General features: G+C 65.7%; 17 protein-coding genes. 8 read left to right on the top strand and 9 right to left on the bottom strand.

The features are described from left to right. Positions 1 to 45: 45 nt before the first annotated feature. Genes ACIP1U_RS21540 through ACIP1U_RS21530 form a run of 3 tightly spaced genes read right to left on the bottom strand, consistent with a single transcriptional unit; the run spans position 46 to position 7,501 of the window. Complete coding sequence (locus ACIP1U_RS21540; RefSeq protein ID WP_400319087.1) at positions 46 to 2,529, bottom strand: CoA transferase; 2,484 nt, start codon at positions 2,527 to 2,529, stop codon at positions 46 to 48. Positions 2,530 to 2,572: 43 nt separating this feature from the next. Further along, complete coding sequence (locus tag ACIP1U_RS21535; RefSeq protein WP_400319084.1) at positions 2,573 to 5,890, bottom strand: carboxyl transferase domain-containing protein; 3,318 nt, start codon at positions 5,888 to 5,890, stop codon at positions 2,573 to 2,575. 60 nt (positions 5,891 to 5,950) lie between these two features. Beyond that, positions 5,951 to 7,501 (bottom strand): acyl-CoA carboxylase subunit beta, encoded by a 1,551-nt coding sequence (locus ACIP1U_RS21530; protein ID WP_400319081.1) that lies wholly within the window; start codon positions 7,499 to 7,501, stop codon positions 5,951 to 5,953. Positions 7,502 to 7,677: 176 nt separating this feature from the next. Between ACIP1U_RS21530 and ACIP1U_RS21525 the strand changes: the two genes are divergently transcribed. From ACIP1U_RS21525 to aspA, 5 genes are all read left to right on the top strand, one after another. Further along, complete coding sequence (locus tag ACIP1U_RS21525; protein WP_400319078.1) at positions 7,678 to 9,441, top strand: sigma-54 interaction domain-containing protein; 1,764 nt, start codon at positions 7,678 to 7,680, stop codon at positions 9,439 to 9,441. Between the two features lie 189 nt (positions 9,442 to 9,630). Further along, positions 9,631 to 10,518, top strand: coding sequence for a LysR family transcriptional regulator (locus tag ACIP1U_RS21520; protein ID WP_400319075.1), 888 nt, complete (start codon positions 9,631 to 9,633; stop codon positions 10,516 to 10,518). Between the two features lie 88 nt (positions 10,519 to 10,606). Further along, entirely contained in the window at positions 10,607 to 11,725 is a 1,119-nt protein-coding gene (locus tag ACIP1U_RS21515; protein WP_400319072.1) for an NAD(P)H-dependent flavin oxidoreductase, read from the top strand. A gap of 181 nt (positions 11,726 to 11,906) precedes the next feature. Then, a complete protein-coding gene (locus ACIP1U_RS21510) occupies positions 11,907 to 12,923 on the top strand; it encodes an MBL fold metallo-hydrolase (RefSeq protein ID WP_400319070.1) in 1,017 nt (338 codons plus the stop codon). Between the two features lie 31 nt (positions 12,924 to 12,954). Beyond that, on the top strand, positions 12,955 to 14,376 hold the full coding sequence (aspA, locus tag ACIP1U_RS21505) for an aspartate ammonia-lyase (RefSeq protein WP_400319067.1): 1,422 nt from the start codon (positions 12,955 to 12,957) through the stop codon (positions 14,374 to 14,376). 24 nt (positions 14,377 to 14,400) lie between these two features. On the opposite strand, the gene ACIP1U_RS21500 is transcribed toward aspA, so the two are convergent. After that, a complete protein-coding gene (locus tag ACIP1U_RS21500; protein WP_400319064.1) occupies positions 14,401 to 16,206 on the bottom strand; it encodes a PHA/PHB synthase family protein in 1,806 nt (601 codons plus the stop codon). 162 nt (positions 16,207 to 16,368) lie between these two features. Next, positions 16,369 to 17,022, bottom strand: coding sequence for a glutathione S-transferase family protein (locus ACIP1U_RS21495; protein ID WP_400319062.1), 654 nt, complete (start codon positions 17,020 to 17,022; stop codon positions 16,369 to 16,371). A 117-nt stretch (positions 17,023 to 17,139) separates the two neighbouring features. Between ACIP1U_RS21495 and ACIP1U_RS21490 the strand changes: the two genes are divergently transcribed. Beyond that, positions 17,140 to 18,381, top strand: coding sequence for a polyhydroxyalkanoate depolymerase (locus ACIP1U_RS21490; RefSeq protein ID WP_400319059.1), 1,242 nt, complete (start codon positions 17,140 to 17,142; stop codon positions 18,379 to 18,381). Between the two features lie 67 nt (positions 18,382 to 18,448). On the opposite strand, the gene phaZ is transcribed toward ACIP1U_RS21490, so the two are convergent. From phaZ to ACIP1U_RS21470, 4 genes are all read right to left on the bottom strand, one after another. Beyond that, complete coding sequence (gene phaZ / locus ACIP1U_RS21485) at positions 18,449 to 19,687, bottom strand: polyhydroxyalkanoate depolymerase (protein WP_400319056.1); 1,239 nt, start codon at positions 19,685 to 19,687, stop codon at positions 18,449 to 18,451. 429 nt (positions 19,688 to 20,116) lie between these two features. Next, positions 20,117 to 20,614 (bottom strand): hypothetical protein, encoded by a 498-nt coding sequence (locus ACIP1U_RS21480; RefSeq protein ID WP_400319053.1) that lies wholly within the window; start codon positions 20,612 to 20,614, stop codon positions 20,117 to 20,119. Positions 20,615 to 20,823: 209 nt separating this feature from the next. Next, positions 20,824 to 21,282 (bottom strand): fumarate hydratase, encoded by a 459-nt coding sequence (locus ACIP1U_RS21475; RefSeq protein ID WP_400319051.1) that lies wholly within the window; start codon positions 21,280 to 21,282, stop codon positions 20,824 to 20,826. Between the two features lie 298 nt (positions 21,283 to 21,580). Beyond that, positions 21,581 to 22,588, bottom strand: a complete 1,008-nt coding sequence (locus ACIP1U_RS21470) for a LysR family transcriptional regulator (RefSeq protein ID WP_400319048.1) — start codon at positions 22,586 to 22,588, stop codon at positions 21,581 to 21,583. 205 nt (positions 22,589 to 22,793) lie between these two features. Here ACIP1U_RS21470 and ACIP1U_RS21465 point away from each other — a divergent pair, with 205 nt between their 5' ends. Both ACIP1U_RS21465 and ACIP1U_RS21460 read left to right on the top strand, forming a co-directional pair. Then, on the top strand, positions 22,794 to 23,792 hold the full coding sequence (locus ACIP1U_RS21465) for a Bug family tripartite tricarboxylate transporter substrate binding protein (RefSeq protein WP_400319045.1): 999 nt from the start codon (positions 22,794 to 22,796) through the stop codon (positions 23,790 to 23,792). Positions 23,793 to 23,825: 33 nt separating this feature from the next. Then, positions 23,826 to 25,328 (top strand): M81 family metallopeptidase, encoded by a 1,503-nt coding sequence (locus ACIP1U_RS21460; protein WP_400319043.1) that lies wholly within the window; start codon positions 23,826 to 23,828, stop codon positions 25,326 to 25,328. The last annotated feature ends 35 nt before the right edge of the window (positions 25,329 to 25,363 follow it).

Here is a 25,363-nt window from a genome sequence, read left to right as displayed (position 1 = left end):
TCTCCGTATCGTATCGTAATAGTGGTGTTCTGAATGCTTGCCGGGCTATGGCGTTTCGTATGGCATTTCTTTCGCGTGCTTTGGTTTCGCCACGGTGCCGGTGATGCCCTGTCGCGCCAGGCTTGCGATCTGGTCCGCGCTCAGCCCAAGCACGCGGCGCAACACCGCATCGGTGTGTTCGCCGAGCGTTGGCGCGACATGGCGGATAGGCACGGGGTCTGGGCCGGTCCTGAACCAGGCAGTGCTGGCCGTGTAGGTGCCGATGTGGGCGCGCTCGACGTCGCGCCAGAATCCGCGCGCGCGCAGATGGGTGTCCTGCAGCACCTGCGACATGGGGCGCACCACGCCGGCGGCGATGCCGGCCTGTTGCAGCACGTGCATGACCTCTTCCGCGTCCCGGTCCACGCACCAGGACTTGATCGCCTGCTCGATCCTGTCCTCCTCGGCGCGCCGCCCCGATGCCTGCGCCAGCCGGGGATCGGCCGCGAGATCTGCCCGGCCGATTGCCCGGCACAGCGCGGGCCAGTCCGCGTCGGTCACCGTCAGCACGATCCACGCATCGTCGCCGGCGCAACGGAAGCACCCATGCGGGGCGTACATCGGATGGCGATTGCCCTGCCGCGCCGATACGGCGCCTGAGATGGATTGCTCCAGCATGAACGGTGCGGCCATCGGCAACATGGCCTCCACCTGCGACAGGTTGATGTGCCGCCCCTGTCCGGTCGCTTGCTGGGCAAACAGCGCGAGGAGGATCGCCGCGCCACCATTCAGGCCGCCGATCGGGTCGCCATAGGCGTATGACGTCATGGCCGGCGGACCATCGGGATGCCCCGTGTATAGCGGCAGCCCGCTGGCCTGCTCGAGCGTGCCGCCGTAAGCGCGGGTATTGCTCCAGGCGTTGCCGAGCCCGAATGCCGGCATCGACAGCATGACAAGCCGTTCGTTTCTGGCGCGCAGTGCTTCGTAGTCCAGCCCCAGCTTTGGCAAGACCTCGGCGGAATAATTCTCGACGACTGCGTCGGCGCTTTCGACCAACTGCAGCAGCAACTGCTTGCCTTCCGGGCGTGTGAGATCCAGCGTGATCCCCAGCTTGTTGCGGTTCATCAGGTTGAAGTTCGAGTTCTTCTCGTACAGCCTGTCCCGGTAAAACGCCTCGGTGAAATTGGCACCGCGCCACCAGTCGGGATAGCCGGTACTTTCGACCTTGATGATCTCCGCGCCAAAGTCGGCCAGCGTCCTCGCCGCAAGCGGCCCTGCCCAGCCCATCGTCAGGTCGACGACACGAAGTCCTTGCAGCGGCAAGCACGCTTCAGGCACTCGCCTGAGCTGCCGACGGGGGCGATGATCCAGTCCCGCTGTCCGATAGTGCAGGTCGTGCGCGCCCTTTTCCGGCGCAGTGCCGCCGGGCAGCGGACCCGCCGCATCGAGCCGTAGCGGCACCACCGGGGCTTCAAAAGAAGCGCCGCCCACGCCGACCGGTACGAAGGCACCCCGCTGCCGATGCACTGCCTGGCCAAGCAAGGTCTCCATGGTCGGCACGATCACGGCCGGATGCTTCTTGTCGCCCAGGCTCTCGAACCACTGCTGGGCTGTGCGCGTCAGGAACGCAGGCACAAGCAACGCGTCGATCTCGTCCGCTCGTGCCATCCGCTCCGGGCCGCTCGCGTAGCGCGGATCGCTGCCAAGGTCCAAACGCCCGATGGCCTCGCACAGGCCCTTCCACTGCGGCAGGGTGTGCGTAAAGATGCCGATCCACCCTTCGGCAGTCTGGTAGATCCCGGCCGGATGCGTGCCGCAGAACCGGTTGACGCCAAGGCGCTGGAGCGGATGGCGCCCGTCCTGCACCATGCCCGCCTCCATCTCGACCACGCCGAAGATGGCCTCGTGGGCACTCAGCACATAGCGCCGGCTGCCCTGCCCGCTCCCGATCAGCGCCGCGACGGCGGCCGAGAATGCGCTCAGCCCCACCACGATCGCTGACTGCACGTCGTGCGGCATGTGTGGCGGCCCATCTGCCGGGCCACTGCCGTGCACGGCCCCGGCAAGTCCGCGGCACACGGCTTCGGCGCCAGCGTAATGGCTGTACGGCCCGCTCTCGCCGAACCAGGTGAGTGCCACCTCGATCGGCTCGTGCTCCCGCGTTTCGTCGGCCGCACCCTGCCAGACCGGCGTACCGAGAATGCCCGGGCCTTCAGTCAGGGCACGGCCATCCAGCACCACGTCGCACGTTCGCGCCAGCTGGGCCAGCCATGCGCCGTCCTCGGCGTTTCCGTCATCCGCGGTAACGCTGCGTTTGTTGGTGTTCAGCCACGCAAACAGGGCGCTTTCCGGCTGCGCGGCGCCCGCTGCGCTGACCAGGGGCGGCATCTGCCGCCAAGCGTCGCCAGCCAGGCTCTCCACCTTGATGACTTCGGCGCCGAAATCAGAAAACAGCTTGCCCGCGTACGCCAGCGCCGGCCCGCTGCCGACTTCGAGCACACGCAACCCATGCAGCGCCAGCTGCGCCGGGTCAAACCCATGCTGGGTCATGGAAACCTCCTGGCTCTGTGTATGGACTCGTCAGACACGGCGCCTACCATGCATCGATGAAACCGCGGCGCTCCCTGCGGCTGCGCACGTCCGCGGAGGCAATGCCCTGTGCGATCCACTTCCGTGTCTGCGCGGGGTCGATCACTGCGTCGATCTCGACGGCAGCCGCCGTGTTGATCGCGTGGCCGCGCTCGTAGGATTGGGCGACCAGTTGGTCGAACAGCGCCTTGCGCTCGGGACCATCCGGTACCGCCTCAAGCTCCTTCTTGAAGCCCAGCCTGACCGCCCCTTCCAGGCCCATCGGGCCGAACTCGCCGGTCGGCCACGACACGGTGAAGCTTGCCGAGCGGAAGCCGCCGCCCGCCATGGCCATGGCGCCAAGGCCGTAGCCCTTGCGCAGCGTCACCGCCAGCAACGCGACCCGCAGCTTGGCGGCCGTCAGGAACATGCGCGACACGTGCCGCACCTGTGCCCGGGCCTCGACTTCCGGCCCGACCATGAACCCCGGGGTGTCGATCAGCGAGATGATCGGCAGCCCGTGTGCATCGCACAGCTGCATGAAGCGCGACGCCTTGTCCGCGGCATCCGCGTCGATAGCGCCGCCAAGGTGATAAGGGTTGTTGGCCATGATGCCGACGGGCTGCCCTTCCACGCGGGCCAGCGCGGTGTGGATGCCCGCGCCGAAGCCGCCGCGCAACATCAGCACGCTGCCGACGTCGGCAATGCCCTCGATGGCCTTGCGGGTGTCATACACACGCAGCCTGTTTTCGGGGACGACTTGGCGCAGTGCCATGGCCGCCGGCGCGCTCCAGTGCGCCACGCGCCCCTGGAACATGGACAGGTAGTGCCTGGCTGCCTGCACGGCTTCGGCCTCGTTGTCGACCAGGACATCGACCACGCCATTGGCAAACTGCACCGATGCGGGCCCGACTTCTTCAGGGCTGAAGATGCCGAGGCCGCCGCCTTCGATCATGGCCGGTCCCGCCATGCCGATGTTGGCCGACTTGTCGGCAATGATGACGTCGCAGCAGCCGAGGAAGGCCGCGTTGCCGGCAAAGCAGCGCCCCGAGACAATGCCCACCACCGGCACGTTGCCGCTCAGCTCGGCAAACGCGGCGAACGACGGCTGGTACAGCCCGGACACCGAAGGGAAATCCACGTCACCGGGCCGGCCGCCGCCGCCTTCGCCAAACAGCACCAGCGGCAGTTCGTCGCGCAGCGCCACCTCCACGATGCGGTCGGTCTTGATATGGTTGCGCTTGCCCTGCGTGCCGGCCAGCACCGTGGCGTCGTAGGCCATCACCGCGCTGCGCGCCCGCTCCTTGCCGACCAGATCGCCGTTGATATTGCCGATGCCCGTGATCAGCCCATCCGCAGGGGTGTTGGCAATCAGGTCCTGCTGGCCGCGGCGCGACGCCTGAGCGGCCAGCGCCAGCGCACCGTACTCGACGAAGGTATCCGGATCGCACAGGTCGGCGAGGTTTTCGCGTGCGGTGCGCTGCCCGCGCGAGCGACGCCGGGCCACGGCATCGGGGCGCGCGGCGTCATCGAGATAAGCATGCCGGTCCAGCACGCGCTGCAGGTCCGCGCGGATCGCATTGGGATCGACTTGCTGCGCGGCAGCCACGGAGATGCCATCGGCCTCGAGCTGTTCCAGCACGATCAGCACCTGGTTTTCGGAGGCCAGTGCGCCCGGCTCCAGCCGCAGGTCGACCACGCGACCGCCGCATTCCGCGACGATGGCGTGCTCCATCTTCATGGCGTCAAGCACCGCGACCGTCTGGCCGGGCTTGACGATCTGGTCCAGCGCGACGGCAATCTCCACCACTCTGCCGGTCAGCGGTGCACGGATCGCCACCAGGCCCTCGCTGATCGCCTCTTCCGGATCGGCGTGGTGCGGCGCGTGTGACTGCGATGGACGGGCCGCGCCGCCCAGCAAGGCTTCCTGCGCGCGTCCGGCCTGCGCAATGCTCTCTGCCGATGCGGTCAGCTCTTGCACGATCGCCTCGAAGTGCCGCGTATGGACATCCTGCGCGAGGAAGTCGTCGCGCTGCACCAGCGCGCGCAGCAGGTTGAGGTTGGTCGGCACGCCGGCGATGCGGAACTCCGCCAGGCTGCGCTGCAGGCGCCGCACGGCCGCGTCGAATTTCGGCGTTGCGCTGCTGACGATCAGTTTTGCCAGCAAGGTGTCGAAATTGGGCGACGGTTCATAGCCGGTGTAGCCATGGGAATCGACGCGAACATCCGGGCCCGAAGGCGGGTCGAAGCGCTCCAGGCGGCCGTGTGCCGGACGCGCCAGGCCCTGTGCGTCGGTCATTTCGGCGTTGATGCGCACCTGGATGGCGTATCCGCGCGGTTGCGGCGGCGCCGCGGGATCCAGGCCGAGATCGGCGAGCGTCCGCCCCGCGGCAAGCCCGATCTGCAGCGCGACAAGGTCGACGCCTGTGACCTGCTCGGTGATGGTGTGCTCGACCTGCAAGCGGGGATTGGCTTCAATGAAAACGAAATCCTTCTGCTCGCCGGATTCGGTTTCCTCCACCAGGAACTCGAAGGTGCCCAGGCTCTGGTAGTTGACGCGGCGCGCCAGCCTGAGCGCCGCCTTGATGATCTGCTCGCGCAGTTGCGGCTTGAGTACCGGGCTGGGGGCGATTTCCACCAGCTTCTGGAAGCGGCGCTGCAAGGTGCAGTCGCGTTCGCCGAGGGCAATGACGTGCGCGCCGTCACCGGCGATCTGCACTTCGATATGGCGCGCGCGCGCAACCAGCCGCTCGGCGTAGACGGCATCGATGCCGAACGCCGAGCCCGCCTCGGACCGGCAGCGCGCATAGGCTTCGGCCAGTTCTTCGCGCCGCCGGACCACGCGCATGCCGCGGCCGCCGCCGCCGCCGACCGCCTTGATCACCACGCCGGCGCCGCCTTGCTTGTCGAAGAAGCTGGTGATTTCCTCCAGCGACGCTGCGCCACGTGTCGCCGGCATGACCGGAACGTCGCTGTCGGCCGCCAGCTCAAGCGCTCGCCCCTTGTCGCCGAACAGCGCAAGGTGCTCGACGGTGGGGCCGATAAAGCGGATGCCGGCGTCGTGGCAGGCCTGGGCAAAATCGGCCCGTTCGCTGAGGAAGCCATAGCCCGGATGGATCGTATCGCAGCCGGAGGCTTTCGCCGCGGCAACGATGCCCGCAATGTCGATGTACGCAGCCGGCCCGGTACCGTCGAGGGCGACGGCCTCGTCGGCCAGGATCCGGTGCAACGCGCCCTGGTCGTCTTGCGAATAGACCGCGACGGTCCCGATCTCGAGATCGCGTGCGGCGCGCAGGACGCGCAGCGCGATCTCCCCTCGATTGGCGATCAACAGCTTCTTCAATGCAGTCTCCTCGTTTGTATTTCGATGTCTGTGCCGGCCCCGGCCGCCAGGCGTAGCCAATCAGGGACGGATGCCAAACCGGCTGACCCCGGCTTCGCGCAGTGGTGCCGCCAGGTTGGCAAACTCGCACAGCAGCGTGCGGGTCTCGCGCGGGTCGATGATGTCCTCGATGACGAAAGCTTCCGCGCTGCGGAACGGTGATGTCAGGCTGCGCACGCGCAACTCGATCTCGGCGCGCTTCTGCACCGGATCGTCGGCGCCTTCGATCTCGGCCTTGTACGCGACGTCGAGGCCGCCTTCGATCGGCAACGCGCCCCAATTGGCGGATGGCCAGGCATAGCGGAAGTTGAAGCGCCCCATGTGCTGGTGGCCGGCTGCCGACACGCCGTAGGCACGGCGCAGGATCACCGAGCACCACGGCACCGTGGCCTGGTAGAGCGCCGCCAGCGCGCGCACGCCGCAGCGCATGATCCCTGCCTTCTCGGCCTCCAGGCCGACCTGGAACCCGGCGGTATCGACCAGGTTGACCACCGGCAGGTGGAAGGCCTGCGCCATGTCGACGAAGCGCGTGAATTTCTCGGCGCTGGCGCTGTCCCAACTGCCGCCATGGAAGGACGGGTCGCTGGCGATCACCGCCACCGGCCAGCCATCCAGGCGGGCGAGCGCGGTGATGATGGCGCAGCCCCAGTGCATGCCGATCTCGAAGAAGGAGTCGGCATCCACCAGCGCCTGCACGATGGGCCGGATCTTGTAGTCGGCCCGGTTGTCCCGCGGAATCGCCGACAGCAGCCATTCGTCGCGGCGCGCCGGATCGTCGCCGGGTTCGATCCGTGGCGGTAGTTCAAACACGGAAGGCGGCAAATAGGACAGGAACCGGCGCGCGCGCGCGAAGGCTTCCTGCTCGGTGCCGACCTCATCGTCCACCACGCCGTTGCGGGTGTGGATCTGGCTGCCGCCCAGCTCGTTCTTGCTCAGTGCCTCGCCGACGCGGGCCACCACCGATGGCGGGCCCTCGTTAAACAGTTGCGAGGTTTCCTTGACCATCACCGAGTAGTGGCTGGCGGCCACGCGTGCCGCGCCCATGCCCGCCACGGAACCCAGTGCCAGCGACACCACCGGCACCACGGACATGTTCTCCACCACGTGTTGCCAGACCTTCATGGTGGGGATCAGGGTATGGCCCTTGATCTCGATATTGCGCACCGAACCGCCGCCGCCGGTGCCGTCGACCAGCCGGATCATCGGCAGCCGCAGGTCGTGCGCCATCTTTTCAGCGTGGATCAGCTTGTCGCCCACCGCGCCCTCGTTGGCCCCGCCGCGCACGGTGAAGTCGTCTCCCACCAGCACCGCCGGCCGGCCGCCGACCTGCGCGCGGCCCATGACCAGGTTCGACGGGATCAGGTCCACCAGCCGTCCGTTGCTGTCATAGCGGCCGCTGCCGGTCAGCCCCCCGACCTCGCGGAACGAGCCGGGATCGGCCAGCGCATCGATGCGCTCGCGCACCGTCAGCTTGCCGGCCGCCTTGTGGCGCTCCACCTTGCCTTCGCCGCCCATCCGGGCGGCAAGCCGCCGACGGTAGGCCAGTTCATCGATTTCGGGCTGCCAGCTCACTGTCCTCTCCTGTGTCTTTGCGCGGTACATGCACCCAAACTCTCCGCAGGAGCCGTGCCAGCCACAGGACGCTCAATGACGCATTGATTTCATTGAACAATTTCCGGGCCGCCGTTAGGATGTCCGCAACGACTACACAAACGTGTCCGCACCAGAGGCACGCATGGAGACCTCAAGTGTCCTCATTGACGACACAAGACACCGACAGGAACGCGCTCGGCGTGCTGGTTTATTCTCGCGACGGCTCCCGGGTGGCGGCGATCGGAGCCTGCACCGACCCCGCCATTGCCGACGCGGCGTTCACTGCATGCGCACATGCGCGGGCGCCGACCCCGGGCCGCAGGCTTTTCCCCGTCGAGGCCGGCACCCGGCGATACATCGGCCTGTGCCTGGAAGATGGCGACCACCAGCTGATCCTTCTGCATCGCGCCGACACCCAGGCCGTGCTGCTCGACTTCCTGGGCACGGTGCCCTTCGCCGGCGCGATCCTGGATTACTTCCTGAACGACCCGTACCAGGCCATCACGGTGGTCGACAAGGAGGGACGGGTGCGCTTCATCAGCCCCATCCACGAAAAATTCCTGGGTCTCGACGCCGGCGCCGGCATTGGCCGCCCGGCGGCCGACGTCATCCCCAATTCGCGGCTGCCGCAGGTGGTGGCCAGCGGGAAGGCCGAGATCGGCCAGTTGCAGCAGCTTGACGGCGCCACCCGCGTGGTCAACCGCATGCCGATCCGTCAGGACGGTGAGGTGGTGGGCGCTATCGGCCAGGTCATGTTCAAGGGTCCGGAAGCCCTTGTCCGCATGCACAGGGAGCTGGTTGAGTTGCGCTCGGAAGTGGCGCGTTACCAGCGCAAGCTCGGTGACCTGCGCGACGGCATGCACGAGAGGCAGCCAACGTTCGGCCTGATCGGCGAAAGCGCGCCGATGCAGCGCCTGCGCCGCGAAATCCAGACCGTGGCACGCCTTGACGTGCCGGTGCTGATCCTGGGCGAAAGCGGCACTGGCAAGGAACTGGTGGCCCGCGCCATCCACGGCGCCGGAGCCGAGCCGGCCAGCGGACGGCCTCTGGTCAGCCTGAACCTGGCTGCCCTGCCCGCCACGCTGATCGAGTCCGAACTGTTCGGCCACGCGCCCGGCGCCTTCACCGGGAGCCAGCGCCAGGGGCAGGCGGGCAAGCTCGAACTGGCAGCCGGCGGCACGGTCTTCCTCGACGAGGTCGCCGATATCCCGATGGAGATGCAGGTCAAGCTGTTGCGCGTGCTCGAAGACCACATGGTCGAGCGGCTTGGCAGCCGCCGCGCGCAGCGGGTCGACTTCCGGCTGGTCTCGGCCACCAACCGCGACATTCCCGAGCTGATCGACGCCGGACGCTTTCGCCTTGACTTGTACTACCGGCTCAGCGGCGTGGTGCTGCGCATCCCCGCGCTGCGCCAGCGGCGCGAGGACATCCCGGCGTTGCTGCAGCATTTCGTCGACGCCTTCTGCGCGCGCAACGCCATGCCGGCGCCAGGCATCGACCACGATGTGGCGCGCTACCTCGCCGGCCAGCCATGGCCCGGCAATGTGCGCCAGCTGCGCCAGCGCATCGAGGAGGCGCTGGTCTTCTGCGATGGCCGGACGCTGCGCGTGGCGGACTTCGCTCGCGGCGAATCGGCGCGCGGGCTCTCGGGGCTGGAAAGCCAGCCCCCTGTGCATGCGGCCGAACCAGCGTATCCGTACGACCCTTCCGCGGCGGACGACCTGCCATCGGCCTCTGCCGCACTTCGATCGCCAGGCGAGCCCGCCGCGGGCATGAGGGAGCTTGCCTACGCCGCGGTGATGGATGCCGTTGCGCGGCATGGCGGCAACAAGAAACGCGCGGCCGAGCAGCTGCGGATCTCCCGCTCGCACCTGTACAAGATCCTGGAACGCGGGCCGCACGCATCGCGATCGGAATAAGGGCCGCGGCTACAACACGCAGGCAGGGGCAGCCATCGCCGCGGCACTCGGACGTGATGATGCCCAGCGGCCTGCGAGCGGTGTTCGACCTCGCGATGAATCCCGCCTTGACATCGCATTCTCAATTTACAATACTAAATAATATTTTATTCTTATTTTGAGAACGACACCGCAAGGTGCGTAGCCGGTGTGGAACTTGCTGAACTTGAAATCTTCCGGGCCGTCGCACGCGAACAAAGCATCACGCGGGCGGCCAGGACGCTCGAACGGGTGCAATCCAACGTCACCACGCGCATCAAGCAGCTGGAGGAAAGCCTGGGCGTTTCGCTGTTCCAGCGCGACAGCAAGAAGATGATCCTGACGCCCGAAGGCCAGCGCCTGTTGAGCTATGCCGAGCAACTGCTCGCGCTGGCCGAGGAAGCCCGGCAATCCATGCGCACCAATGCGCCGAGCGGCACCCTGCGCCTGGGCTCGATGGAGAGTTCAGCGGCAACGGTGCTGCCAAAGCTGCTGGGGCGCTATCACGCGTCCTGGCCGGATGTTGAACTGACCGTCACAACGGGCACCACGCAATTTCTGGTCGACGCCGTACTGGCGCACCGTCTGGACTGCGCGGTGGTAGCCCATCCGGGCGCGGGCACACCGCGCAGCCTCGACGTCGCCGCGCTGGGTGAGGGGCTTGACGGTATTTTCCTGCGGACCGAAGAGCTGGTGCTGGTGCTGCCCGCCACGCATCCGAAGGTACGCCAGCCCAGGGACGTTACGCTGCGGCAGCTTGCGGCCTTCAGCAGAGGCTGCACCTATCGGCAGTGCGCGGAGACATGGCTCGAGTCAGGCGGCGAGGAGATGCGCCGCCGGCTCTCCGTGGTCGAAATGCCTTCCTATCATGCGATCCTTGCCTACGTCCTGGCGGGATCCGCCGTCGGCATCGTGCCGCGCTCCCTGCTGGCAATGCACCCGGATGCGGCGGAACTTCACACGGTGCCGGTCAGGCCGGTCCATACCTTCCTGGTCAGGCGATCCGGCTTCAGCACGTCGGCATACGAAGCCTTCGTGCGGGCGCTGCGCCATGATTGACCAATACCCGCTTGCGCGCCATTGCAGGCCGCAACCGCTTTATGCCCGGTGCGTTCAGGCGCCTGGCGAATCAACAAAGGACTGCATCATGGAAACATCGAAGCCTCTGGACAACCGCCACGGCCTGCTCGCGCGGCTCCATATTTCCACGCCGATCATCCAGGCGCCGATGGCAGGCGTCGGTACGCCCGCGCTGGCGGCTGCCGTGTCCGAGGCCGGCGGCCTCGGTTCGCTCGGCGTCGGCGCCATGGACGCCGAGGGCGCGCGCAAGGCGATCCGCGAGACCCGAGCCCTGACCGGCAAGCCGTTCAATGTCAACCTGTTCTGCCACGCGCCGGCCCAGTCCGATCCCGCGCGCGAGAAGGCCTGGCTCGACTATCTCGCCCCGCACTTCGCGGAACACGGCGGCACGGCCCCCGCCACGCTGCGCGAGATCTACAAGAGCTTCGTCGAAGACGAGGATATGTTCCGTATGCTGCTGGAAGAAAAGCCCGCCGCCGTGAGCTTCCATTTCGGCCTTCCCGCGCAGCAAAAGATCGATGCGCTGCGCGATGCAGGCATCGTGCTGCTGGCCAGCGCGACGTCGTTGGAGGAGGCTCGCCAGGTCGAAGCCGCGGGCATCGATGCCATTGTCGCGCAAGGCATCGAAGCTGGCGGCCATCGTGGCGCGTTCGATCCGGGCGCATACGACGAGGGGCTCGGGACGCTGGCACTGGTGCGCGTCCTGGTGCAGAACACCGGCTTGCCGGTGATTGCAGCGGGCGGCATCATGGACGGCGCGGGGATTGCTGCAGTACTGGCGCTGGGCGCGCAAGCGGCGCAGCTTGGCACCGCCTTTATCGCCTGCCCCGAGACGTCGGTGGACGCCGCTTATCGCAGCGCGCTCGCGGCGGACAGCAAGCGCCCCACCACGCTCACGCGCGCCATCTCCGGCCGCGCCGCCCGGGGCTTCACGAACCGCTTCACGGAAATCGGCGAGCATCCGGACGCGCCAGCCATTCCCGACTATCCGATCGCCTATGACGCCGGCAAGGCGCTCCACGCTGCCGCCAAGACCAGGGGAAGCGCCGACTATGCGGCCCAGTGGGCGGGACAGGCGGTACCGCTGGCCCGATCGCTGCCGGCGGCTGAACTCGTCGAACGGCTGCAGGCAGAACTGCAGGACGCGATTGAGCGCCTGGCCTCCCTGCAACGCGTGACCGCCTAGCCTTGCCGCGCCGGCCGCTGTCTCCGCGATGCAGCGGGCCGGCATGCGTAGCGGCGCCACGGCGAAACGTCATCAGCTGCAGGAATCGCTCGCTGCGTCCTATTCTGAGTACAAGGGCCGGCAACCGGCCCATGTGCCCGGACAGGCACCTTGCCTCCATGACTTCCGCGCGCGAGTGACCATGCGGCCTCTGCTGCAAGCCCGCCTCGTCAATGACGCCTTCGGCGACCCCGTCCTGTTCGTGGACTTCCTGGACGAACGGCGCGCTTTGCTATTCGACCTGGGCGACATCACCGCGCTGATGCCGCGCAGTTTGATGCGCGTCTCGCACGTGTTTGTCACGCATACGCATATGGATCACTTCTCCGGCTTCGACCATCTGCTGCGGGTACTGCTCGGGCGCAAGCCGTTCATCGCGCTGTACGGCGGGCCAGGGTTCGTGGCGCAGGTCGGGCATAAGCTGCGTGCCTATACCTGGAATGTCGTGCATCGCTACGACATGGAGTTGGTGGTTGAGGCGTTTGAACTGGCACTGGACGGCCACATGCGCAGCGCCCGCTTTTCAAGCCGGGACCGCTTTGCCAGCATGGATGCGGCAACGACTGAACAATGCGACGATATCGTGCACGACGAGACGACGTTCCGTGTGCGCGCCTGCTTTGTCGACCACGGCATTCCATGCCTGTCCTACATGGTCGAAGAGAAAGCCCGTCTCGGCATCAACAAGGAGCGCCTGGGAGCATCGGGCATGACCAAAGGCGCGTGGCTGCGCGAGTTGAAGCATGCGGTCCTGACCGGTGCCCCCGTGGACACGCCGATTCTCGTGCAATGGCGCGACCGAAGCGGCGACCGTGCGGTGACACGAACGGTCGGCGAACTAAGCCGCCTGATCCTTGACGCCGAGCCTGGCCAGCGCATCGGCTACGCGACCGACCTGCGCGATACCAGCGACAACGTGCAAGCGCTGTCGAACCTGATGCAAGGCGTCGACCATCTCTTTATCGAGAGTGTGTTCCTGGATGCAGACCGCACCCACGCCCTGCGCAAGAACCACCTGACCGCTGCCCAGGCTGGCCGGATCGCATGTTGCATCGGCGCTGGCGCGGTGACGCCATTCCATTTCTCGCCGCGTTACCGCGGCCGTGCCGAGGAGCTGGCTGGTGAAGTGCGGGCGGCCTGGGAGCACCTGCGATGCTGACCGGCGGCATCAACTCTTATCGGATCGCGTCATGACCAATACCTATCGCACCGAAGCCGACCTGCTTGGCGAACGCCAGGTGCCGGCCGACGCCTACTACGGCGTCCACACCCTCAGGGCCTGGGAAAACTTCCAGATCAGTGGCACCCCCATCTCCTCCTGGCCCGAGCTGATCATTGCGCTGGCCTCCGTCAAGCAGGCCGCCGCCGAGGCCAATGCCGATCTCGGCCTGCTGCCCGCCAACCTGCGCGACGCCATCCTGGCCGCCTGCCATGACGTGCGCGAAGGCATGCTGCACGACCAGTTCATTGTCGACACGATCCAGGGCGGCGCCGGCACGTCGACGAACATGAATGCCAACGAAGTCATCTGCAACCGCGCGCTCGAGCACATGGGGCACAGCAAGGGTGAATACCAGTTCCTGCACCCTATCGAGCACGTGAACATGGCGCAAAGCACCAACGACGTCTATCCCACCGCCCTGCGCATCGCCACGTACTTCGCCATCGGGCACCTGCTCGAAGCGATGGAAGTCCTGCGCGCCGCGTTCGACCGCAAGGCGGCGGAGTTCGCCGGCCTGCTCAAGCTCGGCCGCACCCAGCTGCAAGATGCGGTGCCGATGACGCTCGGCCAGGAGTTCTCCACCTACGCGGTCATGCTGGAAGAAGACATGGCGCGCCTGCGCGAAACCGCGGTGCTGATCCGCGAGATCAACCTCGGCGCCACCGCGATCGGCACCGGCATCACCGCGCACCCCGACTATGCGCCGAAGGCCTTGTCATCATTGCGGCGGATCACCGGCATCGACCTGTGTCTCGCCCCCAACCTGGTGGAAGCCACGCAGGATTGCGGCGCCTTCGTGCAGATCTCCGGCGTGCTCAAGCGCATTGCGGTCAAGCTGTCCAAGACCTGCAACGACTTGCGGCTGCTGTCGAGCGGGCCGCGCGCGGGCTTCGGCGAGATCAACCTGCCGCCGATGCAGGCGGGATCGTCGATCATGCCGGGCAAGGTCAATCCCGTCATTCCGGAGGTGGTCAACCAGATCGCCTTCGAAGTGTTCGGCAACGACACCACCATCACCTTTGCCGCGGAGGCCGGCCAGTTGCAGCTCAATGCCTTCGAGCCGGTGATTGCCGCCAGCCTGCTACGCAGCTTCCGGCACCTGACCAATGGCTGCGTGACGCTGGCGCAGAAGTGCGTCGACGGCATTACCGCCAACCCTGAACGCTTGCGAGAAACCATCGAGCGCTCGATCGCACTGGTGACAGCGCTCAATCCCGTGATCGGCTACAAGAACGCGACCGCCGTCGCCGCCGAGGCCCATGCCAGGGGCACCACCATCCGCGAAGTGGTGCTGGCGCGGGGCCTGATGACCGCCGAAGCGCTCGACGAGGCGTTGCGGCCGGAAACGCTGATCCGGCCGCGTGCCGACAGGCTCGCCGGCAAGCACTGACCAAAACGGTCCGACGTCGCATTCTCAAGATTCGAGGACGTAGGTGCCCGGTGCTTCCCCCAAACGCGCGCCCGGGACAGGCGGGACGATCCGCTCAGTGGAGTGCGCAGCCAGCCAGTGTTGCCAGCGCGGCCACCACGAGCCATCAGTGACCGGCGTCTGCGCAAACCATTCGCCCGGACTTAGATAGGGGGTGCCCTCATTGCGCGTACCGAAGCGGTAATGGCGCCCCTCATGACTCGGCTCAGACACAATGCCCGCATTGTGTCCGCCTGAACTGAGAAGGAAGCTGATCTCGGCGTGTGTCAGCAGGTGTAGCTGATAGACCGATGGCCAGGGCGACACATGATCGCGCTCGGTGCCCACCACGAACATCGGCAGCCTCAGGTCGGCGAGCGCCACCGGCCGCCCATGCACGCAGTACTTGCCCTCGGCCAGGCGGTTGTTGAGGTACAGATACTCCAGCGTTTCGCTATGCAGCCGGGAGGGCAGGCGTGTGGTGTCTGCGTTCCAGGCCATCAGGTCCGTCGCTTGCGCCCGTTGGCCGAGCAGGTATTCACCAGCCAACCGGGACCACATGAGATCACGCGAGTGCAGCAGCTGAAACGCGTTTGCCAGCTGGCGCCCGTCCAGATAGCCTTGCTCCCACATCAGCGCCTCCAGATAGGCGAGTTCGCTGGCATCAATGAACAGCCCCAGTTCGCCGGGGTCGCTGAAGTCGGTCTGCGCCGCAAACAGCGTCGCGGTCTTGAGTGCGGCTGCATCCGGGCCCCCGTCGCGGCCCAGGACTTCGGCGCCAATGGCCAGCAGCGTCCCGCCGAGGCAATAGCCAGCGGCATGGACGGGCGCGTTGGCAGCCATCCCACGTACCTGTTCGATCGCATCGAACAGCCCACGCTCCAGGTAGTCATTGAGGCCGAGGTCCCGGCTTTCCTTGCCTGGGTTGCGCCAGGACATCATAAAGACCGTGTGCCCCTGCGCCACCAGATAGCGCACCAACGAGTTGTGGGGCGAAAGGTCGAGGATGTAGTACTTCAGGATCCACGAGGGCACGATCAGCACTGGCTCGCGCCAGACCGTCGCTGTCTGTGGCGCGTATTGGATCAACTCGAATAATGCGTTGCGAAAAACGACGTTACCCGGCGTCGTGGCCACGTCCTTGCCGACGCGTTGGGGCGCGCACCGCCGACGCGAGGTACCCGGGGCATAGCCGGCCAGGATGTCTCGCTGGTCCTCCAGCCAGTGCCCGGCGCCCGCGGCGAAATTGGCGCCGCCCGTTTCGGCGGCCACGTGCAGGACTTCGGGGTTGAGCCACCAGAAGTTGCTCGGCGAAAGCATATCGGTGCATTGCCGGGCCAAAAAATTGACAATGTTTTCATGGTGCGAAGACACGCCCGGCAGGCCCGTGGTCGCTTCCTGCCAGAATGCTTGCATTTCCAGGAACGTGTCACGTAGCCAGCGGAAAGGCCAGTGACCCCAGTCCGCATGGCCAAAGCGCGGGTCGGGCTCCGCGCCGAGGGCCAGCGGCGAAGCCGCGGCCGTCATCCCATCCCGGACGTGCCACAGACTCTGCAGTATGAGCGCATATTGCTTTCCCGGAGATACCGCCAGATGCGCTGCCCAGTCCAGGCTGGCCAGCCAGAGCGTCGCCGGCGAGACACCGCCGGTGGCGGCAGCGACGGTGGCGCGCACGATGCAGTCGAGCCGGTCGCCGGCGGTGGCTGTCAGGGAAGCCGGCTGGTCGTTCGCGCAGTGTAGCGCGCCCGACGACCAGGCTGGCCCGCCGGTCGAAAATGCTGTGCTGGCTGGTTGTGTGGGCATCTCCTTCATCGCAGTTCCATCCGCCTTCTTCCTTGAGGGCTCCGCCAAGCGAGCATCGCCGCCTACCTACAACGGGTCATCGCTACGCGCGTAGTAACCGGTCGGCACGACCGGTATCGCGGCGCTTGGGGCCGAGCCAGCGAGGCGATCATGGGGCGAGGGCTGGCCGCCTCAAAACTCCACGTCCAACTCCTCGATCTCCGCGGGTTCCTGCCGCGCAGCTTCGATCCACTGCTGCAGTTCCGGCATCGCCAGGATGGTGCGGCAATAGGCGGCACAGGCCTGATCAAGCTGCACGTCGTACGTCTGGAAGCGGGTGACAACCGGCGCGTACATCGCATCGGCCATGGAGCGGGTACCAAACAAGTAGGGGCCCCCGTACGTGGCCAGGCATTCGCGCCAAATGGCCGTGATCCGGTCGATGTCACTTTGCGCACGCGACCAGACCTGGAAGCCGGGATGATGGGCGCGCAGGTTCATCGGCAGCGCGGCGCGCAGCGCACTGAAACCGGAATGCATTTCCCCGCAGATAGCGCGGCAGTGCGCGCGGGCAATGCGGTCGGCGGGCAGCAGCCCAGCGTCAGGCCGCAGCTCGTTCAGATACTCGGCGATGGCCAGCGTGTCCCAGATTTTTGCCCCATCGTGGTCCAGCCGGGGCACTAGGGTCGATGGCGAAAGCAGCAGCAGTTCTGCCCGGCTGTCCGGGTCTTCCGGCGGCACCAGCACTTCGTCGAATTCCAGGCCGCTGAACTTTGCCAGCAGCCAACCGCGCAGCGACCAGGCACCGTAGTTGCGGCTGTTGATGGTCAGGGTCGCTATTGCCATGGCGAACTTCCTTCAGGTGAAAGTGTCTCACGATAGACAAAGCGAACTCGACGTGGCAATTGGAGCCCACATCGGATTTCGCTTGGCATCGTCGACCAGCTGTGATTGGTGTGCTTCATGATGTACCAGACATATCAAGCGGTATCCGACCTGCTGGCCCCGCTGCGCGCGGTGGCCGGTTTCGCAGCCGCCACCTGCCACGCGTCACCTGACGCGGCTTCCTCGTGGCGCCGGGCACGGGAAATTTGCGCGCTTTATGAATGGCTAACATTGGTGCGTCTTCGTCACGAGCGTCCGCAATTTGGTATCCACAGCGTGCCGATCGGCAGTGAGACGGTCGCGGTCGACGAAGTGGTGGAGCGCAGCACAGCCTTCTGCTCACTTGTGCATTTTAGAAAGGCGGTACCAATGCGCCAACCGCGCGTGCTGCTAATCGCGCCGCTGGCGGGGCACTTCGCCACGCTGCTGCGACCGACGGTCGCCACCATGCTGCCCGACCATGACGTCTACCTCACCGATTGGCACAATGCGCGTGACGTGCCGGTTTCGCACGGACCGTTCGGCTTGGACGACTTCATCGCGTTGCTGATTGACTTTCTTGGGCTGCTGGGCCCGGATGTACACGTGGTGGCAGTCTGCCAGCCGACCGTGGCCACCTTGGCGGCGGTTGCCCTGATGGCCGAGGATGGACACCCCGCTCCACCGCGCAGCATGACGCTGATCGCTGGCCCGAACGATACGCGCGTCCAGCCCACCCGCGTCGACGAGCTGGCGGTAAGCACACCGCTAACATGGTTCGAGCAAAATCTGATCGATGTGGTCCCGCTGCGCTTCGCCGGAGCCAGGCGACGCGTCTACCCCGGCTTCGTGCAGGTGGCGGCTTTCCTGTCCATGCACCCGGAGCGGCACGCCAGCTCGCTGATGGATTGCTATCAGCTCCTGGCACAGGGCGATACGGAGAAAGCGGCGGCGATCCGTGCCTTCTATGCGGATTACTTTGCGACCATGGACGTGCCGGCGGAGTTCTATCTGGACACCGTCAGGAAGGTCTTCCAGCAGCACGCGCTGCCGCGCGGGAAACTGATGGTACGTGGCCGTCGCGTGGATCTGCGGGCCATCCGGCACACGGCGCTGCTGACCATTGAAGGAGAAGACGACGACATCTGTGCGGTCGGGCAGACTGCGGCGGCCCACGCCCTGTGCAGCAACCTGCCGCCCTACCTGAAGCACCACTATGTGCAGACCGCGGTCGGGCACTATGGCGTCTTTGCGGGACGGCACTGGGCGACGCAAGTATATCCACTCGTCAGGGACGTCATTCATAGCAGCGAAAGGCATCGCCCGTCAGCGCCGGCGTAATCGCACGAGTCGCTCCACGGATATGGGGTCGGTAACCGGCCACCACCTACCCACGGGTATGCGACACTCAAGTGCCTCGCCGGGTCAGCGCACAGATGTCAGGGAACACGTCGGTGCGCCACCTGGGCCCACAGAACAGATCGTAGTGACCGCACCGGCGCACTGTCACATGCCGTTTGTCGCGTGCGGCGATGCTTCGACACAGATCGTGCGCAGCCTGGGTCTGGCCGCGCGCGGAAATGGCGTCCCGCTCGCCCTCGATCGTCAGCAACGCGGTAGTGCGGATATCCTGCGGTCGCACCGCCTGCCCCTGGATGCGCCAATTGCCGCGCGCCAGACGGAACTCGTGAAATACGACCTGGACGGTGTCCAGATAGAACTCGGCGGCCAAGTCGAGCAAGGCGAGATGCGCTTCGTAGATGCGCCGGTGCATCTCGGCAAGTTCGACCTCGCCCTGCACGAGATCCAGGAAGTAGTCCCGCTGGACCTCCACCAGACGGCACGGCTGTGCCCCCAAGAGGCCGGCCATTTGAAGAAAGCTCGGGTACACCTTGCGACCAGCGCCGGGGTAGGGATGGGGTACCGTCTGGATCAGGTGCCATTGAAACCACGCCAGAGGGTGGCGCGCAACCAGCCGGTCGATCACCGAGGGGTTGCGGCGGGCATCGATCGGTCCTCCCATCAGGATTAGACTCGCCGGGGTCGGCTCACCCGCACTCGCCAACAACGAAATCGCTGCCAGGGCCGGCACCGTGGCCTGGCAAACGGCAAGGACGTGCAGCGGCTCCGCCCCAATCCAGCGAATAAAGGTTTGCAGCTGGGCTACATAGTCATCAAGGTGAAACGGCCCCTCGGCAAGCGGAACGCCGCGCGCGTCTTTCCAGTCCGTCACATACACGACGTGCTCGGGCAGCAATGCGTGCACCACGTCACGGAGCATGACGGCGTGATGCCCCGCCAGCGGCGCGCAGACCAGTACCGTTGGTGTCGGCCGCCGGGTGGTGGCGTCAAGCTCGACTGCATCGTGGGCGAAACGCAGCAGGCGGCAGAACGGCTTCTCCAACACGACCTGTTCAACCACGGGAATGGCGTGGCCATCGTGCTCGATGGCGGCGATACCAAACGTAGGCTTCTCCCAGGTTTTCCCGAGCCGGTACAAGATGTCATAGCCAGCGGCGAAGTACGCGGCGCCCGGGACTCGTACCAGGGGGCTGTCAGGAGCAACCAACGACTTTGCCGCATTCGCCGCCCACGCGGTGAACGGCGCAAGGAGTGCGCGCTGATACTCGGCAAGCTGATACAGCATGCGGCCTCCGAAGAATGCCAAACGCGCATGATCCTTTGCTGCCAGGAGGCTTGCTCCCGATCACGACGTGGCATGCAGCCGACCTGACCGGCTGGCTCTGGCAGTGGCAACAATGCCAGTGCGCCAGGGTAAGCCAGGTTTTCACTATACGTCGGCTGGGCATTGCTGCAACACCTCCAAGCATGCCGGCAGGCAGAGGTGGCGCCGTTTGTTCGCTTCGGCCGGATAGGCAACGAAATGGAATTGCGGTCGACGGACAGCGGCGGCAACCACGTTATTCTGACTTGGTCGATGCATGATGCATGACACCTGTGGCTCGTTGAGCCCGGTGTGCCAGACCCAAACCGCACCGGGCGTTGATCGATGCGGACAGGCGTCGCTACGATAGCAAACTGCCGGGATGGGCTGCAGCCTCCGCCTTGTGCGGCATTAGCGGATCTTGCCAAAGCCATCAGCCGCCCAGCGGGCGGCACTATCGCGCGTCAGGCGAAAGTCGGGCGGTACCTTGACGGTTGCAATCACTTCACCGAAGGGATCCGCGGCCGTGAGCGTACCGAAGGGCTCTAATTCATCTGGCGTGACGACAAGCTTGACGGTCACGGTTCCGGAATCGGTTTCGAGATTGCACTGCTTGTTGAGTTGAGCGTGCAGTTGCTGCTCATGCCGTCGGATGACTTCCGCGGCAGTCTTGACCAGCACCTGGTGGGCCGTGGCATCGAGCGGCTTCGGATCGACCTTGTTTCGACCCATGGTCCAGGGACCGACAAGTGCGGGCTCGGCGCTGCCATCCCGGATCATCTCGACGGCCCAGCCATCGCCATCCTCGTTCTTGATAATCCGGGCAGTCCAGCCCTTGTCTCGCCAAAGTCGGGGCTCGTGGATTGCAGAGGCTTCGTGCTCCAAAAGAGAGTCGTCGGTGTGGTGCATAAATCTCGTCGCACTGGTCGTGGAACCAATAAGCTGTGCCTCATCCACTATGACCCAGGCGGAATAAGCGGTTGATCGATGCCGGTGCGATTTGCTGAAGACAATTGGCTCGATGCACGGTTCCGCTGAGCGTTAGGCTGGGCGCAAGCTGTGCGCCCATGTTCCGTCATCGACCGGCTGCCGAAGTACCGTACCAGCCGAGGCAACGATTACGCCGAAACTTCGGGTGTCGCTACGGTCGGAACCACCTTCTTTGCGGGAGTCCGCTTCTTCGTCACGGCTTTCACTGCGGCCTTCTTCGGCGCAGCTTTTGCGGAGGCTTTGCTACCGGCCACAGCCTTTTTCGGGGCCGCCTTCGTGGCGGCTGTTTTACCTGTGGCTTTCTTGGCGCCCGCAGCCTTTGCCTTCTTCGCCGCCAGCTTGTCTTTTGCGGCTTGCTTCTCGAAGCGCAGCGCGGACCTTGCGGCGTCCACCGCCTGTGCAACTTCGCTCTTTGCCGCCTCGATGGCCTTCTTCGTGTCAGCGCGCAGCTTCAGCAAGCGCTTTTTCGCTGCCTGAGCCTCACGTGCGAGCACGCTGGCCTTTTTCGTTGGCACGGCCACCTTCTTTGCGGCAGGCTTGTTCTTCGAAACTGCCCTGACCTTCGTTGCTTTCGTTGCAGCGACCATTGTCGATTACCCGTTAATTGTGAAGCGCGGAGTATAACCGTAACGTGTGCCTGCCTAATAGAGGTCTATCTCTTCTTTGCATCCGCATGTCGATAACGAAGTGCAAGCCATTGCCGGCGATCCGCTTCCGCCAGGGTGGGACGGATGCGCGGCGGCAACGCCGTCCCCACGCCCATGATGTCGACCTTGGCGAGTTCGTGCGCGCTGCCTACGCCGTGACACGCTCGGATTTCGGGCTCATGCGGTACGGCGCCACCACATCTTTGCAACGATCGGGCATGCGTTGGCCCCGCGTTGCTTACGATTTCGCTGACGGCTTCGGTTTCCGGTCCACCATGCCCGCCGCAGCCACGGCACGCGCGCCCAGCACCGGCACGTCTTCGTGCCGCCAGGCACCCAGGTTGGCCCGTTCCACGACCAGGTCCCGGAAGCGCTGCGCAGCCGGCCGCGGCGTGACCTCGCCATTCCAGACCACGACCACCGGCTCCACGTGGCTGCACAGGTCGAAGCGGAGGATTCGTGCAACCTTGGCCTCGCAGAGCTGCGCGGCGATCCGCTCGGGGAAGACTGCCAGGTAATGTCCCGTCTGCATCAGGCTTGCGGTCGCGGCAACATCGCTCGTGCGGATGCCCGATGCCGGCGGCGCGACGCCAAAGGCGTGGAAGGCCGTGTGAAGCAGGTGGAGCATGCGCGATCCGGCTGCTGGTATGCACCACCGCTCGGATGACAAGGCCTGTGCCGCGATCTTGCGGCGCGCCAGCAGCGGGTGGTCGCGGCTGGCCACGATGACAACATTCTGGGCTGGCACCACGGGCGTGGTCCGCAATGCCGGCCGAGACAGGCGAGGATCGTCGTAGGCGAACAGCAGGTCGAGCGAGCCGTCGATCAGTTGCTCCGTCAGTTCGCCGATGCCGCCCTCGATCACGCTGATTTCCACGCGCGGATTGTCGCGATGGAAATCGGTCATCGCCTGCGCCAGCAGCGGCTGCACCGAGATCGTACGAAAGGCAATGCGCAATTCGCCCTGGCTGCCCGCACGCACCGCGTGCAGCGATTCCGCCAGTCGCTCGAACTGCGCCAGCATCACCTTGGCGTGCGCCGCCATCTCGCGGCCTGGCTCGGTCAGCACCAGGCCGCGTCGGCCTCTGGCGTAGAGCGGCGTGCCGACAATGTCCTCGATTTCCCCCAAAGCCTTCGACACTGCAGCCGGACTGACATGCAGGCGCTCAGCCACCGCCGCGGCCGTACCCGCTTCGCTGAGTGCGAGGACGAGGCGGAGATGACGCAGTTTCAGGCGGCCAAGCATGGACTGTGCGGATTCCCGGACGGCGCGGGCAGGATCATTCGACATGGGTGAACGACAAATATCGGTGGGTTAGCGGCATTCTAAGAGTTAACCGTTTGGTTGACATACCAAGACTTTTATTCGCTTTTGGTAGAGACACCGCTCCCTTATAGTCGGCGCCATTCCATCAATACAAACGAGGCGGAAGACCTCAGGAGGAGGACCGATGATCACATCGAACACTTTTGCCAGGATCGCACGTGGGGTGATGGCTGGCGCCATGGTGGGCACCATGCTTGTTGCGACGAATCCCGCCGCCGCCGCGGCCTGGCCGGATCGGCCGCTGAGGCTGGTCGTGCCGTTTCCCGCCGGGGGCTCCTACGACATCGTGGGCCGCACCCTGGCCCGCAAGCTGGAACAGCGGCTCGGGCAGCCGGTCGTGGTAGAGAACATCGCCGGCGGCGCCACCGTGCCGGGCGTGATGTCGGTACTGAAGGACAAGGCCGACGGCAATACCCTGCTGCTCGCGAGCGACGGCACGCTGAACATCAATCCGCATACCGTCAAGGGATTGCGCTACAACCCCGACCGGGATTTCACGCCCGTCACCATCGTGAACACCGTGCCGCATTGGATCGTCACGCGGGTGGACCGCAAGCAGATGAACCTGACCGAACTCAGGGACTACATCGTCAAGCACCCGGGCAGGGTCTCGATCAGCATCAATGCGGTCGCCGGCGCGGCGCATCTCGGCCTTGCGGACTGGAAGCGCCGTAACGGCCTGGACTTCACCATCGTGCCGTATCGCGGCTCTCCGCCAGCCATGTCGGACCTGATCGGCGGCCAGACCGATGCCCATGTGGATGTCATCGGCTCCTCCATCAGCTACGTCGGTGACGGCAAGGTCAAGCCGCTGGCAGTGCTGCAAACGGCGACCGTCGCGCAATTCCCCAAGCTGGAGCGGCAGGCCGCTGACGGCAAGGAAGCCCTGCTCATTCGCGCCAACCTGGCGCTCGTCGCCAAGGCCGGCACACCCGATGCCATCGTGGAGCGGCTGTACCGGGAGGTGCGCGCCAGCGTGCAGGAGCCTGATTTTATCGAACGGCTCCAGTCGCTCGCCTACGAACCGGTCCTCACCACCCCCGCTGAGAGCCGGCGCCTGATCCAGGCCGAGACCGTGCGCTACGGCGCCATCGCTCGCACGGTCAATCTCGAATCCAACTGACATGACGTCCGACACCTTTCCTGGAGCCCGCTAATGCGTTTCGTCATCGCCCTGATGCGGCATGAGACCAATACCTTCTCGCCGATTCCGACGCCGCTCTCCGCCTTCAGCCGCGGCAGCAGCACCGATGGCCCGTTATATGGCGACGACGCAGTGCGCGCCTGCCAGGGCACCAACAGTGCCGCGGCGGCGTTCATGGATCTGGTCGTCGCGCAGGGCGACGACTTCGTGATGCCGCTGATGGCCAATGCCGTACCGAGCGGGGTGGTGACGCGGGAAGCCTTCGAATCGATGTCGACCACCATTGTCGAAGCGGTGCGAGCAGGCTGCGACGCCGTCATGCTCGACCTGCACGGCGCCATGGTGGCCGAAGGCCTTGCGGATGCCGAAGGCGAGCTGCTTGCGCGGATCCGCGCCGCCGCGCCGGAGGTACCGATCGCGGTATCGCTCGATTTCCATGCCAACTTCAGCAAGGCACTGGTGGAAAACGCGACGGTCATTGCCGGCTACCGGACCTACCCGCACGTCGACGTGTACGAGACCGGGGCGCGCGCGGCGCACACGCTGATGGCGGCGCTTCGCGGCGAAGTCCGCCCGGTCATGCTGTGGCGCACGCTGCCGATGCTGACCCACATGCTGCGCCAGACGCCGCGCGAGCAGCCGATGAAGGACATCATGGATCGGGCCATCGCCGCGGAGCGCGACGGCGAGGTGTTGAACGTCTCGATCTTTGGCGGCTTTCCGCTTGCGGATATTCCACATGTCGGCCTGACGGTGGTCGTGGTAGCCGATGCGGCCCATGCCGACGCGGGCGCGCAGTTGCTCGACGAACTCAGCGCCGCCGCCTGGGAGCGCCGCGCCGACTTCGTGTTCCCACTCGAACCCATGGAAACGTCCATTGCGCGCGCACGCGATGCCGAAGCGGGCCCCGTGATCCTCGTCGATCACGGCGACAACTGCGGCGCGGGCGGTCCGACCGACGAGATGACGGTCCTTGGTGAAGTGCTGCGGCAGGGGCTGAAGGATGTTGTCGCCGGCCCCTTCTGGGATCCGGGTGCCGTGGCACGCATGATCGAGGCGGGTGTCGGCAAGACCGTGACGGTCGACGTCGGCGGAAAGACCGACATGCCTGCGCTCGGCCTCAAGGGCAAGCCGCTGCGCCTGACCGGACAGGTTCGTTGCATCACCGATGGCGCCTACCAGGTCACTGGGCCGATGTTCACCGGCATGCGGCTCAGCCTGGGCCGGACAGCGGTGCTTGACGTGGACGGCACGCTGGTCGTGGTCTGCGAGAAGCCGCAGGAGCCATTCGATATGGGCGTCTTCACCCACGCCGGGATCGACCTGTCGCGCCGCAAGTATGTCCTGATCAAGTCGCGCCAGCATTTCCGCGCCGGCTTCGAGCCCATCGCGAGGGACATCGTGTTGGTGGCCGGCCCTGGCGTCTGCAGCTCGGACTACAGCCAGTTTCCCTTCCGCAACTTGCGCCGTCCCATCTATCCGCTGGACGAACACGCCGCGATCCAGCCGGTCTGACCATCAAAGTATTCTTGCTTCCAGAAAGGAGACAC

Source organism: Cupriavidus sp. NPDC089707 (assembly GCF_044748965.1).
Taxonomy (GTDB): Bacteria; Pseudomonadota; Gammaproteobacteria; order Burkholderiales; family Burkholderiaceae; genus Cupriavidus.
The sequence above is the reverse complement of the archived record's forward strand: the minus strand, read 5'-3'. Positions and strand labels throughout refer to the sequence as shown.

Bases quoted from the DNA above. Each gene is read 5' to 3' on its own strand.
- ACIP1U_RS21540 (WP_400319087.1), bottom strand. From the start codon at position 2,529: ATGACCCAGCATGGGTTTGACCCGGCGCAGCTGGCGCTGCATGGGTTG.
- ACIP1U_RS21515 (WP_400319072.1), top strand. From the start codon at position 10,607: ATGGAAACATCGAAGCCTCTGGACAACCGCCACGGCCTGCTCGCGCGG.
- ACIP1U_RS21510 (WP_400319070.1), top strand. From the start codon at position 11,907: ATGCGGCCTCTGCTGCAAGCCCGCCTCGTCAATGACGCCTTCGGCGAC.
- aspA (WP_400319067.1), top strand. From the start codon at position 12,955: ATGACCAATACCTATCGCACCGAAGCCGACCTGCTTGGCGAACGCCAG.
- ACIP1U_RS21500 (WP_400319064.1), bottom strand. From the start codon at position 16,206: ATGAAGGAGATGCCCACACAACCAGCCAGCACAGCATTTTCGACCGGC.
- ACIP1U_RS21495 (WP_400319062.1), bottom strand. From the start codon at position 17,022: ATGGCAATAGCGACCCTGACCATCAACAGCCGCAACTACGGTGCCTGG.
- ACIP1U_RS21490 (WP_400319059.1), top strand. From the start codon at position 17,140: ATGATGTACCAGACATATCAAGCGGTATCCGACCTGCTGGCCCCGCTG.
- phaZ (WP_400319056.1), bottom strand. From the start codon at position 19,687: ATGCTGTATCAGCTTGCCGAGTATCAGCGCGCACTCCTTGCGCCGTTC.
- ACIP1U_RS21480 (WP_400319053.1), bottom strand. From the start codon at position 20,614: ATGCACCACACCGACGACTCTCTTTTGGAGCACGAAGCCTCTGCAATC.
- ACIP1U_RS21475 (WP_400319051.1), bottom strand. From the start codon at position 21,282: ATGGTCGCTGCAACGAAAGCAACGAAGGTCAGGGCAGTTTCGAAGAAC.
- ACIP1U_RS21470 (WP_400319048.1), bottom strand. From the start codon at position 22,588: ATGCTTGGCCGCCTGAAACTGCGTCATCTCCGCCTCGTCCTCGCACTC.
- ACIP1U_RS21465 (WP_400319045.1), top strand. From the start codon at position 22,794: ATGATCACATCGAACACTTTTGCCAGGATCGCACGTGGGGTGATGGCT.
- ACIP1U_RS21460 (WP_400319043.1), top strand. From the start codon at position 23,826: ATGCGTTTCGTCATCGCCCTGATGCGGCATGAGACCAATACCTTCTCG.